Source organism: Nocardia inohanensis NBRC 100128 (assembly GCF_001612945.1).
Lineage (GTDB): Bacteria > Actinomycetota > Actinomycetes > Mycobacteriales > Mycobacteriaceae > Nocardia > Nocardia inohanensis.
On sequence record NZ_BDBK01000002.1, the window covers coordinates 642625 to 657123 of the forward strand.

Annotated in this window: 13 protein-coding genes; 8 read left to right on the plus strand and 5 right to left on the minus strand. The window is 67.1% G+C overall.

Annotated elements, in window-relative coordinates:
• Positions 1–276 precede the first annotated feature (276 nt).
• The 4 genes from NI1_RS09255 (at position 277) to NI1_RS09270 (ending at position 4993) form a co-directional block, all read left to right on the plus strand.
• Positions 277–1629 carry an MDR family MFS transporter gene (locus NI1_RS09255; protein WP_067818038.1) on the plus strand — a complete coding sequence of 451 codons (1353 nt, stop codon included), beginning with the start codon at positions 277–279 and terminating at the stop codon, positions 1627–1629.
• Positions 1630–1769: 140 nt separating this feature from the next.
• Entirely contained in the window at positions 1770–2918 is a 1149-nt protein-coding gene (locus tag NI1_RS09260) for a class I SAM-dependent methyltransferase (RefSeq protein ID WP_067816841.1), read from the plus strand.
• A gap of 62 nt (positions 2919–2980) precedes the next feature.
• The gene (locus NI1_RS09265) at positions 2981–3916 is read left to right on the plus strand and encodes an LLM class F420-dependent oxidoreductase (protein ID WP_439957236.1); all 936 of its coding nucleotides are present in this window, start codon (positions 2981–2983) and stop codon (positions 3914–3916) included.
• Between the two features lie 216 nt (positions 3917–4132).
• A complete protein-coding gene (locus NI1_RS09270) occupies positions 4133–4993 on the plus strand; it encodes a Bax inhibitor-1/YccA family protein (RefSeq protein ID WP_067816843.1) in 861 nt (286 codons plus the stop codon).
• 144 nt (positions 4994–5137) lie between these two features.
• Here NI1_RS09270 and NI1_RS09275 read toward each other — a convergent pair whose 3' ends face one another.
• The 3 genes from NI1_RS09275 to NI1_RS09285 form a co-directional block, all read right to left on the minus strand.
• On the minus strand, positions 5138–5470 hold the full coding sequence (locus NI1_RS09275) for a DUF1330 domain-containing protein (protein ID WP_067816847.1): 333 nt from the start codon (positions 5468–5470) through the stop codon (positions 5138–5140).
• A 246-nt stretch (positions 5471–5716) separates the two neighbouring features.
• Entirely contained in the window at positions 5717–6934 is a 1218-nt protein-coding gene (locus tag NI1_RS09280) for an acetyl-CoA C-acetyltransferase (RefSeq protein ID WP_067816850.1), read from the minus strand.
• 107 nt (positions 6935–7041) lie between these two features.
• Complete coding sequence (locus NI1_RS09285; RefSeq protein WP_067816853.1) at positions 7042–7515, minus strand: hypothetical protein; 474 nt, start codon at positions 7513–7515, stop codon at positions 7042–7044.
• An 82-nt stretch (positions 7516–7597) separates the two neighbouring features.
• Here NI1_RS09285 and NI1_RS09290 point away from each other — a divergent pair, with 82 nt between their 5' ends.
• The 4 genes from NI1_RS09290 to NI1_RS09305 all read left to right on the plus strand — a co-directional run bounded on the left by NI1_RS09290 (position 7598) and on the right by NI1_RS09305 (position 12761).
• A complete protein-coding gene (locus NI1_RS09290; RefSeq protein ID WP_067816855.1) occupies positions 7598–8980 on the plus strand; it encodes a cystathionine beta-synthase in 1383 nt (460 codons plus the stop codon).
• 184 nt (positions 8981–9164) lie between these two features.
• On the plus strand, positions 9165–10316 hold the full coding sequence (locus NI1_RS09295) for an AbrB family transcriptional regulator (protein ID WP_084522827.1): 1152 nt from the start codon (positions 9165–9167) through the stop codon (positions 10314–10316).
• Positions 10317–10957: 641 nt separating this feature from the next.
• Entirely contained in the window at positions 10958–11581 is a 624-nt protein-coding gene (locus NI1_RS09300) for a transglycosylase SLT domain-containing protein (RefSeq protein ID WP_245663140.1), read from the plus strand.
• Positions 11582–11720: 139 nt separating this feature from the next.
• Positions 11721–12761, plus strand: a complete 1041-nt coding sequence (locus NI1_RS09305) for a mechanosensitive ion channel family protein (protein WP_084522829.1) — start codon at positions 11721–11723, stop codon at positions 12759–12761.
• Positions 12762–12829: 68 nt separating this feature from the next.
• Here NI1_RS09305 and NI1_RS09310 read toward each other — a convergent pair whose 3' ends face one another.
• A complete protein-coding gene (locus tag NI1_RS09310) occupies positions 12830–13174 on the minus strand; it encodes a DUF6401 family natural product biosynthesis protein (protein WP_067816859.1) in 345 nt (114 codons plus the stop codon).
• 84 nt (positions 13175–13258) lie between these two features.
• Complete coding sequence (locus tag NI1_RS09315; RefSeq protein WP_067816864.1) at positions 13259–14434, minus strand: acyl-CoA dehydrogenase family protein; 1176 nt, start codon at positions 14432–14434, stop codon at positions 13259–13261.
• Positions 14435–14499 lie beyond the last annotated feature (65 nt).

Consider the following 14499-nt stretch of genomic DNA (forward strand, 5'->3'; position numbering starts at 1 on the left):
GGCGGAGCCGCTTCCCAGTGCCTGCGCCGGATCGCCGTTCCGGTGCTGGGTGTTGATCCTCGAGCCGTCGGGGGGCGAGCCGCTTCCCGGTGCCTGCGCCGGGTCGGCGCTTCGCAGCGGCGACCCGGCCTGTCGTTCTTTCGGTGGGGCGGAATGTGGAATAGCCGAAGCGGCATGGTGTTCGATTCACTTAGTGAGTTGGGCTAACGAAAGGGCTTGCCGGTGACGGATACGGAAGTGGGGTCGTCGATCGGCCTGCGGTCGGAGCGCGGGCCGATGCTCGCCGCGCTCATGCTGGCGACCTCGCTGGTGGCGCTGGACTCGACGATCATCGCCACCGCCGTGCTCACCATCACCGATCAACTCGGCGGGTTCTCGCAGTTCCCGTGGTTGTTCAGTATTTACCTACTGGCGCAAGCGGTTACGGTGCCGATCTACGGCAAGCTCGCCGACATGCTGGGGCGCAAGCCGGTCATGCTGTTCGGGATCGCGGTCTTCGCGCTCGGTTCGCTGCTGTGCGGGCTCGCCACCAGCATGCCCGCGCTCATCGCCTTCCGGGCGGTGCAGGGCATCGGCGCGGGGGCGGTCGGGCCGATGTCCATCACCATCGCCGGTGATATCTACACCCTCGCCGAACGCGCCAAGGTGCAGGCGTATCTGGCCGCGGTGTGGGCGACCTCCTCGGTGCTCGGGCCGCTGTTCGGCGGCGTGTTCTCCGAATACCTCAGCTGGCGTTGGATTTTCCTGATCAACCTGCCGCTCGCGGCCCTGGCCGCCTGGATGATCATGCGGAAGTTCACCGAGGTGGCGCCGCGGCAGAGCCATCGCATCGACTATCTCGGGGCGGTCCTGCTCACCGTCGGTGCGGGCGCGCTGATTCTGGCGCTCTTAGAAGGCGGCCAAGCCTGGTCCTGGACTTCGCCGATCAGCCTGGCGCTGTTCGCCGGTGGCGCACTGGTCCTGGTGATCTTCGGCCTGGTCGAGCGCCGCGCGGTGAATCCGATTCTGCCGCTGTGGGTCTTCACCCGTCGCATCCTGGTGGCCAGCTCCCTGGTCTCGCTGCTGGTCGGTGCGGTGTTACTCGGGCTGACCTCCTACGTGCCGACCTTCGCGCAGGGCGTGCTCGGCACCAGCGCGCTGATCGCTGGGCTCACCGTCGGCGCGCTCACCCTCGGCTGGCCACTGTCGGCCTCGCAATCGGGAAAGGTGTACCTGCGCATAGGTTTCCGCTACACCGCGCTGATCGGCAGCACCCTGGCGACCGTGGGCGCGGCATCCCTGTTGCTGGTGGGTGCGCACGCCGGTCTGCTCCAGGTCGCCCTCGGCTGCTTCATCGTCGGCACCGGTATGGGCCTGGTCGCCAGCCCCACCCTGATCGCGGCCCAGGACAGCGCCGAATGGTCCGAGCGCGGCGTGGTCACCTCCACCAATATGTTCGCCCGCAACCTGGGCAGCTCGGTCGGCGTCGCGGTCTTCGGCGCGATGGTCAACTCCCGCATCGGCAAGACCGACCACCCCGCGCCCGAAGCGCTCTCCGACGCCGTGCACCTGGTCTTCATCGGCGTGGCGGTGATGGCCGCCGTCATGATCGCGGCCTCGGCCATGATGCCGCGGCGCACGCCCCGATGAATTTCGAGCATTCGACGGAAAAGCAAGATCAGCATGTGAATTGCGGCCCCGCAGAATAATGCCGGGCCCGAATAAGTCGTCCCTCGCATTTCACCCCGGCCGAATGCGACGGGGCGGCAATGATCTAGCACACTGTAGGTGTGGTTGAGGTCGAGGAGTTGTTCGGACGATTGCGGCGGTATCCGGATGTGGAGGCGGTGAACCTCTACGCGGTGGATGCCGCCGATCGCTTGCTGCTCGATGTGGCCGCCGATTCCCTGGGCATCGCCGGGGACGGGCGGGTGGCCGTGATCGACGACGGCTACGGGGCGCTCACCCTGGGGGCGATCGCGGCGCACGATCTGCGCGGGGTGCGGGTGCATCAGGATCTGCTGACCGGGGAATTGGCGCTGGCCAACAATGCCCGCGCGGCCGGGCTGACCGACCGGTACGCCGTGCACGAGCTGGGGCGCGGATTGCTCGAGGGGGTGCGGGTGGTGTTGTGGCGCTTGCCGCGCGCCCTGTCCGGGCTCGCCGAAACCGCCGATGCGATCGCGCGTTTCGCCGCCCCCGACGTGGAGGTGTTCGCCGGCGGGCGGGACAAGTACCTGACCCCGGCGATGAACGAGGTGCTGGCCGAATCCTTCGGTTCGGTGCGGGCCAGCCGGGGACGGCAGAAGTCGCGCATCCTGCTGGCAACCGAACCGAAACCGGTGGGGGAGCCGCAGTTTCCGGTGCGGAACAAGCTCGACGATCGAGAGCTCGAGGTGGTGGCGCACGGGGCGGCGTTCTCCGGCCCGCGCCTGGATATCGGGACGCGATTCCTGCTCGATTATCTGAAACGAATGAAGCCCGATGCGCGCGATGCCATCGATCTGGGTTGCGGCACCGGCATTCTCGCGGTGGCGCTGGCCCAGTCGCGGCCCGGAATCCGGGTCACGGCAACCGACCAGTCCGCGGCGGCGGTGGCCTCGACCCGGGCGACCGCCGAGCTCAACGCGGTCGCCGACCGGGTGACCGTGCTGCGCGACGACGCCATGTCCGGCGCGCCCGACAACAGCGCCGATCTCGTGCTCTGCAATCCGCCGTTCCACGTCGGCGCGGCCGTGCACACCGGATCGGCCATCAAGATGTTCCAGCAGGCGGGCCGGGTGCTGCGGCCGGGTGGTGAACTCTGGACGGTTTACAACACCCATTTGAATTACCGCGGTGTCATGGAGCGCATGGTCGGGAAAACCGATGTGATGGGCCGCAATCGGAAATTCACGGTGACCCGTTCGGTGCGCGGTCTGCACGACGTCCGGGAATGAGCGGCGGCCGCCCGCAAAGGGCGGCCGAAACCATTTAACGACCGACCAGCACAATATTGGTCATGGGACGAATCGATCTCCGCATCTTCACCGAACCGCAGCAGGGCGCGAGCTACGACACCCTCCTCCGCGTGGCGAAGGCCGCCGAAGACCTCGGCTACGACGCCTTCTTCCGCTCCGACCACTACCTGGCCATGGGCGGCGCCGACGGTCTGCCCGGCCCCACCGACGCCTGGATCACCCTGGCCGGGCTGGCCCGCGAAACCAGCCGCATCCGCCTCGGCACCCTGGTCACCGCCGCCACCTTCCGCCACCCCGGCGTGCTGGCCATCCAGGTCGCCCAGGTCGACAACATGTCCGGCGGCCGCGTCGAATTCGGCCTCGGCGCAGGCTGGTACGAAGCCGAGCACACCGCGTACGGCATCCCCTTCCCCGCCGACAAGTTCCCCCGCTACGAGGAACAACTGGCCATCCTCACCGGTCTCTGGAACACCCCCGCCGGGGAAACCTTCTCCCACACCGGAACTCACTACACCCTCATCGACTCCCCGGCCCTCCCCAAACCGGCCCAGGAGCGCATCCCGGTGATCGTCGGCGGCATGGGCGCCAAGCGCACCCCCCGCCTCGCGGCCGCCTACGCCACCGAATTCAACGCCCCCTTCCAATCCGCCGAAGCCTCCGCCGAGCAATTCGAACGAGTTCGCCGCGCCGCCAAGGACATCGGCCGCGCCCCGGAAGAAATCACCTTCTCCAACGCCCTCGTCGCCTGCGTCGGCGCCACCGACGCCGAAATCGCCCGCCGCGCCGCCGCCATCGGCCGCGAAGTCGACGAACTCGAGGCCAACGGCCTGGCCGGCACCCCCGACCAAGTAGTGACCAAGATCGCCCACTACGCCGAGACCACCGGCACCACCCGCATCTACCTCCAAATCCTCGATCTATCCGACCTCGACCACCTGGAGCTGATCGCCGACCGCGTCATGCCTCACCTCGCCTGACCCCTACCTGCTTGGGGGGGTTGGGGGCTTGTCCCCGAACCCCCCGTCTTGCACGCCGAAGGCGCGGTTGCCCCGCCGACTTCTCGGCACCCCGGGTAAAGCTCGGGTAAAGTCCGGTTGGTCTGATCCGGGAACTAGGCAACCTTCCGGGTCGTTGGACCAGATAGAAACCGCGCCACGACCGACGTGCGCCGCGACTCCAGAAAGGGACGCACTGTGCGCTCCACATCGAACCCGGTTTTCCGGAACCTGACGCAGCAGCAACAGCAGGGCGGCGGCTACGCCGGCTTCGGCTCTGCGGCGGCTGGAGCCGGACAGTTCGCTCACCAGTACGGCCAGCAGCCGGGCTACCCGCCGCAGGGCTACCAGCCCGCGGTGCCCACCACCCGGCCGATGACCATCGACGATGTCGTCACCAAGACCGGCATCACGCTCGGCGTGGTGACCGTGGCGGCGATCATCTCCTACGCGCTGACCGCGTCCAACAACTCGCTCGCCAGCCTGTTCGTGATCGTCGGCGGCCTGGCCGGTTTCGCCCTGGCAATGGTCGCGAGCTTCGGCCGCAAGCAGGACAACCCGGCGATCGTGCTGAGCTACGCGGCGTTCGAGGGCCTGTTCCTCGGTGCGCTGTCGTTCATGTTCACCAACGTTCAGTTCGGCGGAGCCGGCGGTTCGGGTCTGATCGCGCAGGCGGTGCTCGGCACCTTCGGCGTGTTCTTCGGCATGCTGGTGGTCTACAAGACCGGCGCGATCCGCGTGACCCCGCGCTTCACCCGCATGATCGTGGCGGCCATGATCGGCATCCTGGTGCTGATGCTCGGCAACTTCGTCGCCGGCTTCTTCACCAGCGGCGGGTTCGGCCTGCGTGACGGCAGCACGACGTCGATCATCTTCAGCCTCGTCGTGATCGCCATCGCGGCCTTCAGCTTCCTGCTCGACTTCGACGCCGCCGATCAGCTCATCCGCGCTCAGGCGCCGGAGAAGGCGGCCTGGGGCGTGGCGTTCGGCCTGACCGTGACGCTGGTCTGGCTGTACATCGAGATCCTGCGACTGCTGTCGTACTTCCAGGATCGCTAGCCGCTGCGCGGCTGGAGGAGGGGAGGGGGCAAAGCCCCCAACCCCATTCGGGGGCCAAGCCCCCGAGCCCCCGATTTCGAAGGGCGGGCACCGGTTTCCGGTGCCCGCCCTTCTTTTGTAGCCAATCGATCAGAGCAGCTTCGGTCAGGCGGTCACCCCCTTCAGCACATCGGTGGACACGTGGTCTTCGCCGCAGTCCTCGGCGATGACGGCGACGCCGACCGAGTTATGCGTGCGAAGGGGAAGAATCGCCTGATAGGCGGGGGAGTCGTACCACTCCAAAGCTTCCTTGTAGCTGGGGAATTCGACGACAACCACATTGGCGTGGGCGGGGCCTTCCTTGATGGTCTGCCGGCCGCCGTGGACGATGAACTTCCCGCCGTACGGTTCGAAGGTGCTCTCGATCCGCTCGAGGTATTCGACGATCTCGGCGTTCACGTCCACGTCGTGCAGGTGAGCGATGGCGTATCCGGGCATTTCGAGCTCCTGAATAGGTACTACGTTGTTGCCCTTGATACTTCCCCGCGCCGGGAACGAAGTCGATTACCTGCCAGGTAATAACGAAGAACGGCTCCCCATCTTTGGATGGGGAGCCGTCCAACTGATTTCGTGAGGTTCCGGGTACCTCCCGGGGGACGCCCAGAAGCCGACCGGGCTCTCAGCCGGTTGGCCGCAACGGCGGTCTCCCGGCTCTCACCGGCCGCTGAAGTCGCGGAGAGGCGGTTATGCGAGGCGCTCGATGATCATCGCCATGCCCTGGCCGCCACCCACACACATGGTCTCCAGGCCGAACTGCTTGTCCTGGGTCTGGAGGTTGTTGATCAGGGTCGCGGTGATGCGCGCACCGGTCATACCGAACGGATGGCCCAGCGCGATCGCGCCACCGGAGATGTTCAGCTTGTCGTGGTCCATGCCCAGCTCACGAGCCGAACCCAGGACCTGCACCGCGAACGCCTCGTTGATCTCGTACAGATCGAGGTCGTCGATGGTCATGCCCGCGGTCTTCAGCGTGTTGCGCACGGCCTGAATCGGGCCGAGGCCCATGATCTCCGGCGACAGACCGGACACACCGGTGGCCACGATGCGCGCCAGCGGGGTCAGCCCCAGCTCGCGAGCCTTGGTGTCGCTCATGACGACCAGCGCCGCGGCACCGTCGTTCAACGGGCAGGCGTTACCGGCGGTCACGGTGCCGTTCTCGCGGAAGACCGGCTTCAGCTGCGAGATCTTCTCGTAGGTGGTGCCGGCGCGCGGCCCGTCGTCGGTGGTGACGATGGTGCCGTCGGGCAGGGTCACCGGGGTGATCTCACGCTCGAAGAAGCCGGACTTGATGGCCTCCTCGGCCCGCTGCTGCGAGCGCACGCCCCAGTGGTCCTGGTCCTCACGCGAGATGCCGGTGTAGGTGGCGACGTTCTCGGCGGTCTGGCCCATCGCGATGTAGACGTCCGGGAGCAGGTCGTTCTCGCGCGGGTCGGTCCACGCGGTGTTGGCGGCCGCGGTCTCCTTGGTGCGCGCCTCGGCGTCGGCGAACTTCAGGTTGTGGGTGTCGGGCCAGCCGTCGGCGGTGCCCTTCGGGAATCGCGAGACCGCTTCGACGCCGGCCGAGATGAAGACATCGCCTTCGCCGGCCTTGATGGCGTGGAACGCCATGCGGGTGGTCATCAGCGAGGACGAGCAGTACCGGTTGACGGTGACGCCGGGCAGGTAGTCGTAGCCGAGCTGCACGGCCACCGCGCGGGCCATATTGAAGCCGCCCTCACCGGCGGGCTGGCCGGTGCCGAGCAGCAGGTCGTCGACGTCGGAGACGGCGAGCGAGGGGACCTTGTCCAGCGCGGCCTGCACCATCTGCGCGGCGAGGTCGTCCGGGCGCATGCTCACCAGGGAACCCTTGCCTGCGCGGCCGATGGGCGAGCGGGCGTACGAAACGATGACGGCCTCAGCCATGAGGACTCCTTAATTGCGGGGGTGAACCTCCATCGAATTTACGACGACGGTGATTCGGGACAAACATCCGGTATGCCGCTATCCCAGTGGATGAACTGGGAGATAGGTCACTGCGCGGCCGGCGCGGGCACCTCGAAGGACCCGCGCTGCGGCGCGTTCGGCATATCGGTGAACACGTTCACCTCGACGCGTCCCGGCCCGGTGTCCTGGAAGAGCGCGTACTGGATGCTCCCGTAGATGCCCGCCACCACGGTCACCCGATATTCGCCGGACGCGCCCGTGGCGACATTCCGCCACGCCATGGTGGTCACGGTCTCGCACAGCGGCGCGAAACTGTAAGGCCCCTCGCCGAACCCGGTGATGGGCAGCGCCTTGATATTGAAGATCGCCCGCCCCGCGTACACCGGGTCCACCTCCACCCAGGTGCGGATGTTCCCGAAGCACAGCGCATCCCGGAAAAGCGAAGTGACCGGGGCGAATTCGGTGGTCCGGGCCTGCGCCGCCGGGGCCGGGAGGATCAGCCCCGCGGCCGCGAGGCATCCGAGCAACAGGCCGGTGGCAACCCTGTTCGGCGTCCGCATGCGGCCGATGCTAGTTTCCCGCGACCGTGATATCCCCGACGTGCGCGAAGGCCCGGATCTCCTTTCTGCAACGATAGGGCGTATGCGCATCGCTAACCATGTCGTCGATCTGATCGGAAACACCCCGCTCGTTCGCCTGAACTCCGTGGTGGGTCCGGACTCGGGACTGGTGGCCGCGAAGGTCGAGTACCTCAATCCCGGCGGCCGTTCCAAGGACCGCATCGCCGTCAAGATGATCGACGCCGCCGAAAAGGACGGGCTGCTGAAGCCCGGCGGCACCATCGTCGAGCCGACCTCCGGCAACACCGGTGTCGGGCTGGCCCTGGTGGCGCAGCAGCGCGGCTACAAGTGCGTGTTCGTCTGCCCGGACAAGGTCAGCGAGGACAAGCGGAACGTGCTGCGCGCCTACGGCGCCGAGGTCGTGGTCTGCCCGACCGCCGTCGCGCCCGAGGACCCGCAGAGCTACTACAACGTCTCCGACCGGCTGGTGCGCGAGATCCCGGGCGCCTGGAAGCCGAACCAGTACTCCAACCCGGGCGGCCCGGAATCGCACTACGAGACCACCGGTCCGGAGATCTGGCGCGATACCGAAGGCAAGATCACCCATTTCGTGGCGGGCGTGGGCACCGGCGGCACCATCACCGGCACCGGCCGCTACCTGAAGGAGATCTCGGGCGGCAAGGTCAAGATCATCGGTGCGGATCCGGAAGGCTCGGTGTACTCCGGCGGCACCGGCCGCCCGTACCTGGTCGAGGGCGTCGGTGAGGACTTCTGGCCGACCGCGTACGACCCGAGCATCCCGGACGAGATCATCGCCGTCTCCGATGCCGATTCCTTCGAGATGACCCGCCGCCTCGCGCGCGAGGAGGGCCTGCTGGTCGGCGGCTCCTGCGGTATGGCCGTGGTCGCGGCGTTGAAGGTCGCCGAGCGCGACCCGGATGCCGTTGTGGTGGTACTGCTTCCGGACGGTGGCCGCGGCTACCTGTCCAAGATCTTCAACGATCAGTGGATGCAGTCCTACGGCTTCCTCAAGCTGGACGGCGGGCACTCCGAGCCGCTGGTCGGCGACATCCTGCGCGGCAAGTCCGGCAACCTGCCCGACCTGGTGCACACCCATCCGTCGGAGACCCTCCGCGATGCCATCGAGATCCTGCGCGAATACAACGTCTCGCAGATGCCGGTGGTCGGCGCCGAGCCCCCGATCATGGCGGGCGAGGTCGCGGGCAGCGTCACCGAACGCGATCTGCTGTCGGCCGTTTTCGAGGGTCGCGCGCAGCTGACCGACCCGGTCTCCAAGCACATGAGCCCGGCCTTCCCGCTGATCGGTTCCGGCGAACCGCTCTCCGCGGCTCGCAAATCCCTCGAGGAGACCGACGCGCTGATGGTCGTCGAGGACGGCAAGCCGGTCGGCGTCATCACCCGCCACGACCTGCTCGGCTTCCTCTCCACCGGGGCTCTCGCGTAACCTGCCACACAATTGCCGCCCGCCGTGACCGATACCCCGGTCCGGCGGGCGTTCTAATTCCAGTGATGTGATTTACCCTGTTCCACAAGGTGATTCGAGTGCATCGGAGATCACACCGAACCGGATCGTCGCGATAACTGCGCTGTTACTGACCGTTAACGGTGGGCGCGCAGGATCGGTTCGTATGAACCCCAGACAGGTGCTCGCCTGGGTGGCTCTTGCAGCCGCCGTACTGGGCGGCGCGGCGTTCCTGGATCGCATCGGATTCCCCGCCCCGCAGATGATCCTCGCCATCGTGGTGGGCGCGGGGCTGGCGATGACCAATCGTCTGCCCGAACCCTTACCGCGACAGGTGAATACCGCCGTGCAGGGCATGCTGGGCGTGGTCATGGGCAGTTATCTCCAGATCTCGCTGCTGACCACGCTGGGCTGGGCGCTGATTCCGGTGCTGGCGGTGACCGCCGCGACCGTCGTACTGAGCGTCGCGGTCGCACTGGTCTTCGCTCGCGCCGCCGAAGTGGATGTGCCTACCTCGACCCTGGGCCTGCTGGCCGGTGGTTCGGCCGCGGTGGTCTCGGCGGCCGAGGAACTCGACGCCGATCCGCGCCGGGTGGCGTTCATGCAATACCTGCGCGTGGCACTGGTCGCCCTGAGCGCGCCCGCCATCGCCGCGATCCTCGACGACGAGGAAGGAATCTCCTACGGCTCGGTCACGCTCGGCGGCGCGGTCACCGATCCGGAGCTGCCGTTCTGGATGATCGTCGGCCGCGGCGATCAGGTCGCGGGCCTGTCCACGGCAATCATGTTGTGCCTCATCGGAACCTGGGCCGGCCGCCGCATCGGTCTCCCGAACGCCGCCCTGCTGGGCCCGATGCTGCTCACCGCGCTCCTCACCGCCGCGGGAGTCAGCCACGGCTACGCCCCAACCCACCTGTTCAAGGATCTGCTCTTCGTGCTCGTCGGCTTCGAGGTCGGCACCCGCTTCACCCGCGCGGTGGTGCGGGAGATGGCGCGCATGATCCCCGCCATGACGGCCGCGGTGCTTGCCCTGTCCGGCTTGGTGGCGGCGCTCGCCCTGGGCCTGGCCGCCCTGGTCGACCTGGAGATGTCGGACCTGTACCTGGCGACCACGCCGGGCGGCATCAACGCCGTCCTGGCCACGGCCGACAAGATGAATGCCAACCTCCCGCTCATCACCAGCGTGCAAACCATCCGCCTGCTGCTCATGATGGCCCTGCTGCCGCTGCTCATGCGCGGCCTGCGCAGCTTCGCCGCCCGCCGCCGAAACCCCGAAGCCGTCACGGCGACGGCTCTCGCTGCCGCACCGGCCCGGTAGCCATTCGCCGGAAGTGTGGGCGACCCTGGTCGGTCAGGGGCGCAGGCTGGGCAGCTCCTGCTCGTGCGTGCGCGGGCTCTCGCATGGCGAAAACGCGCCGAGAACGGCCCGTGATCGGGCGGTGATAGTTGCCGGAAGATCGCCAATGGAAACGCGAAACGCCGAGAAATGGCGCGATTCATGCTTTATCGCAATATCCGGACTAAATTTCTCTGTGATCTGAAACACTCTGTGGTTTGAATTGAATCACCTGGTCAGCGCTTGTATTAATGCAGGTCCCGAGGTTGCCGCCCGGACCAGTTCACTGTCTGTTCATGTTTGGTTCAGACTGTGTTCATCTAGCGCAATCAAGCTGTGACCTTGTCGGAAACAGACCACAAGTCTGCTAGGCGCAAGGAGATGTCGAAACTATGCGGAACGTGATCACGTCACAGGTGCGATGAGGCACTGCGGCCGGGAGGCCGCCACATAAACCGCTGACCTCCAGTACAGCGTCAATTTCCCTGGCCCGTAACGGGTTTCACAACATAAACAACCAACACCGGTAGTGCGTGGTGAGCGCCCCCATGGGTGCTCGCGTGGCCGCGCGCTGCCGATCGAGGCCCAGCGAGGCCGAAACCGAACAGGAATCCTACTTCGCCATGCCCACGAACCCTATGACCGCCCTGAAATGCCCCGCCAGACGTAGCAAGGTAGTTGCCGCCGCCCGTACCGCCGGCACCGCCGCACTGGCTCTCGGGGTCTTCGGATCCATCATCACCGCCGCGGGCTCCGCGCAGGGTGAGGTCGAGCCCGTCGCGCTGAAGGAAACCCTCGCGGCGACCGCCGCTCCCGCCATGCAGGCCGCACCGGGCCGGCTCCCGGTCGCTCCGGCCCCCGCGCCGATGCCGGCCCCCGAGGTCGCCGAGCCGGTCCCCGCGCCGCTGCCGCCCGCCCCGGTCTACGCCGACAATCTGGACGGCTGGATCCGGCACGCGCTGGACATCATGTCCGCCAACGGCATTCCCGGCAGCTACGAGGGCATCCTGCGCAATATCCTGCGCGAGTCCAGTGGCAACCCGCAGGCCATCAACCTCTACGACTCCAATGCGGCGATGGGCATTCCGTCCAAGGGCCTGCTCCAGGTGATCGACCCCACCTTCGCGGCGTACCACGTCCCCGGCACCGAGTTCAATGTCTGGGATCCGGTCGCGAACATCGTGGCCGCCTGCAACTACGCCGCGCACCGCTACGGCTCGATGGACAACGTCAACAGCGCGTACTGATCCCCCGCAAACCGTAAGCATCCTTTTCGGCAACTTTTTCGCAAACGATGCATTGCGAAGATCAACAGGGGGTATAACCGCCCTTGGAGCAAGTCCCGGCACCCGGCCGGGGCCGATAGCGACCAGGAGTGGGGTACCCATGTACACCTCGAGTTTGGCTATCGATATCCAACAGGGGCTGTCGGACGCGTGGAGTTCGGTCGCGACGTTCGTGCCGAAGTTCGTCGGGTTCCTGGCCATTCTGCTCATCGGCTGGTTCGTGGCGAAAATCGTTCAGCGCCTGGTGGTTCGAGTTCTGCACCGAGTCGGTTTCGACCGGCTGGTGGAGCGCGCCGGCATCAAGGACATGCTGGCGAACTCCAGCTACGACGCCACCCAGATCATGGCGAAGCTGGCCTACTACGCGATCCTGTTGATCACCCTGCAACTCGGCTTCGGCGTCTTCGGCCCGAATCCGGTGAGCGACATGCTGAACGGCATCGTGGCCTGGCTGCCCAGGCTGGCGGTCGCACTCGTCATCGTGTGCATTGCCGGGGCCATCGCCAAGGCGGTCATGGACATGATCGCGAACATGTTGTCCGGCTTGGAGTACGGTCGCATGCTCGGCCGCGTCGCCGCCGTATTCATCTGGGGCATAGGCATTATCGCCGCGCTGAACCAGATCGGCGTTGGCACCTCGGTCACCATGCCGATCCTCATCACGGTCCTGGCGACCATCGCCGGCGTGCTCATCGTCGGCTTCGGCGGCGGGCTGGTGCGGCCCATGCAGGACCGCTGGGACCGCTGGCTGAACAATATCGAGGGCGAGATGCCCGAGCTCAAGGGTCATGCCCAGGCGTACCAGCGCGGCCGTGAGGATGCGGCTCGCGCCCGGGAAACCGCGCGTCAGCAGCAGGGCATGATGCAGCAGGGCGGTCAGCAGATGCCGCCCGGCAAATGGGCCGAGCAACCCGTCGGCACCGCTACCGGAGCGGGGCAGCAAGGTTACGGCCAGCAGGGCTACAGCCAGCCGGGCTACGGTCAGCAGGGCTATGCCCAGCAGGGCTACGGCGAGCAGGGCTACGGCCGGCAGGGCCAAAGCCGGCAAGGCGGCTACGGATCCGCGCAGCAGCCGCCGGAGTCGCCGGAACGCCGCGGCCGCAGCGGCTACGACCCGGATGATGACGCCGGGATGCGCTGACGCACAAGTGAATACGCGAACGGCCCGCGCACCGAGTGCGCGGGCCGTTCCGTTCGAAAGCGCTGCCTTCAGTCGCCGCGCGCGAGGGCGCACACGCCGGCGAGGCGCAGGTGCACCCAGTCGGCGTGCTGCCAGTCCTCGGGCACGATCGGCAGTTCGACGCCGGATTCCCGCACGTCCTCGAGCAGTCCCCGGGCATATCCGGCGAGCAGCACGCTCACCGGCACGGTGGCCGAGTTCTCCACCCCCAGTTCGAGAATGTCGCGGACCGCGGCGGCGTGCTGATCCACCGCCGCGCATACGCCGGGAAATTCCTGCGCGGCCAACATGGCCGAGGCTCCGTGCGTGCGCTGCAAGCGGTTCAGAGTCTTACGCGCCGAGACGACGAGCAGGGCGGAGCCGGGCAAAAACACGACGTCATGCTAGCAATCTGCGGGCATTCTCGGATCGGGCTGTGAGATATCGCGCAGTTCCTCCCCGAACATCCGGAATGTGATTCAGCGGAAGGCCTTGGAACCGGTCAAAGCCTCACCGAGCACCAGCTGATGCACCTCCGCGGTGCCCTCGTAGGTGAGTACGGACTCCAGATTGTTGGCGTGCCGCAGCACCGGATATTCCAGGGTGATCCCGTTCGCGCCGAGAATGGTCCGGCACTCCCGGGCGATGGCGATGGCCTCGCGCGTGCTGTTCAGCTTGCCCGCGCTGATCTGCTCGTTGGTGACCACGTGCCGGTCCTTGAGCCGCCCCAGATGCAGGGCCAGCAGCTGCCCCTTGCCGAGCTCGACGGCCATATCCGCCAGCTTGGCCTGGGTCAGCTGGTAGGCGGCCAGCGGCTTGTCGAAGACTTCCCGAGTGCGCGCGTAATCGATTGCGGCGGAAAGACAATCGCGGGCCGCCCCGAGCGCCCCGAACACGATGCCGAAGCGCGCTTCGGAGAGACAGCCCAGCGGCGAGGCCAGTCCGCGCGCTTCCGGCAGCATCGCGTCGGCGGGCAGTCGCACCCCGTCGAAGGAGAGTTCCGCCGTGATGGAGGCCCGCAGCGACAGCTTGTGCGTCATCTCGCGCGCGCTGAATCCCGGTGTGTCCGTGGGCACTACGAAGCCGCGCACCACATCCCGTTCCCCTTCGCGCGACTGCGCCCACACGATCGCCACATCCGCGACCGATCCGTTGGTGATCCACATCTTCGCGCCGTCGAGCACCCAGTCGTCGCCGTCGCGGCGCGCCCGCGTCCGCATGCCGCCGGGGTTCGAGCCGAAGTCCGGTTCGGTCAATCCGAAGCAGCCGATCAGCTGCCCGGCGGCCATTCCCGGCAGCCAGCGTTGCTTCTGCTCCTCGGATCCGTACTTGTGAATCGCGGTCATGGCGAGCGAGCCCTGCACCGAAACCAGGCTGCGCACACCGGAATCCACGGCTTCGAGCTCCAGGCAGGCCAGGCCGTAGGCGGTGGCCGAGGTCCCCGCGCACCCGTAGCCCTCGAGATGCATGCCGAGCAGTCCGAGCTTGCCGAGCTCCGGCGCCAGCTCCCGCACCGGGAAGGTGCCCGCCTCGAACCACTCCGCGATGGACGGCCGCAACCGTTCCGCCGCGAAGGCCCGCACGGTGTCCCGGATCTGCCGCTCCTCGTCGTCGAGCAGGGAGTCGATGGCAAAAAGCTCGTCTACGGTGACCATGAGCCCACCCTACGACCGAACCGCCCATTTCCCACCCGCGAATCGGCCCGGGGGCGGGGGCCGAT

What these genes read in the sequence shown, in the direction of transcription:
- NI1_RS09300 (WP_245663140.1), top strand. Translation starts at nt 10,958, where the DNA reads ATGCCCACGAACCCTATGACCGCCCTGAAATGCCCCGCCAGACGTAGC.
- NI1_RS09285 (WP_067816853.1), bottom strand. Translation starts at nt 7,515, where the DNA reads ATGCGGACGCCGAACAGGGTTGCCACCGGCCTGTTGCTCGGATGCCTC.
- NI1_RS09255 (WP_067818038.1), top strand. Translation starts at nt 277, where the DNA reads ATGCTCGCCGCGCTCATGCTGGCGACCTCGCTGGTGGCGCTGGACTCG.
- NI1_RS09295 (WP_084522827.1), top strand. Translation starts at nt 9,165, where the DNA reads ATGAACCCCAGACAGGTGCTCGCCTGGGTGGCTCTTGCAGCCGCCGTA.
- NI1_RS09315 (WP_067816864.1), bottom strand. Translation starts at nt 14,434, where the DNA reads ATGGTCACCGTAGACGAGCTTTTTGCCATCGACTCCCTGCTCGACGAC.
- NI1_RS09265 (WP_439957236.1), top strand. Translation starts at nt 2,981, where the DNA reads ATGGGACGAATCGATCTCCGCATCTTCACCGAACCGCAGCAGGGCGCG.
- NI1_RS09280 (WP_067816850.1), bottom strand. Translation starts at nt 6,934, where the DNA reads ATGGCTGAGGCCGTCATCGTTTCGTACGCCCGCTCGCCCATCGGCCGC.
- NI1_RS09305 (WP_084522829.1), top strand. Translation starts at nt 11,721, where the DNA reads ATGTACACCTCGAGTTTGGCTATCGATATCCAACAGGGGCTGTCGGAC.
- NI1_RS09290 (WP_067816855.1), top strand. Translation starts at nt 7,598, where the DNA reads ATGCGCATCGCTAACCATGTCGTCGATCTGATCGGAAACACCCCGCTC.
- NI1_RS09275 (WP_067816847.1), bottom strand. Translation starts at nt 5,470, where the DNA reads ATGCCCGGATACGCCATCGCTCACCTGCACGACGTGGACGTGAACGCC.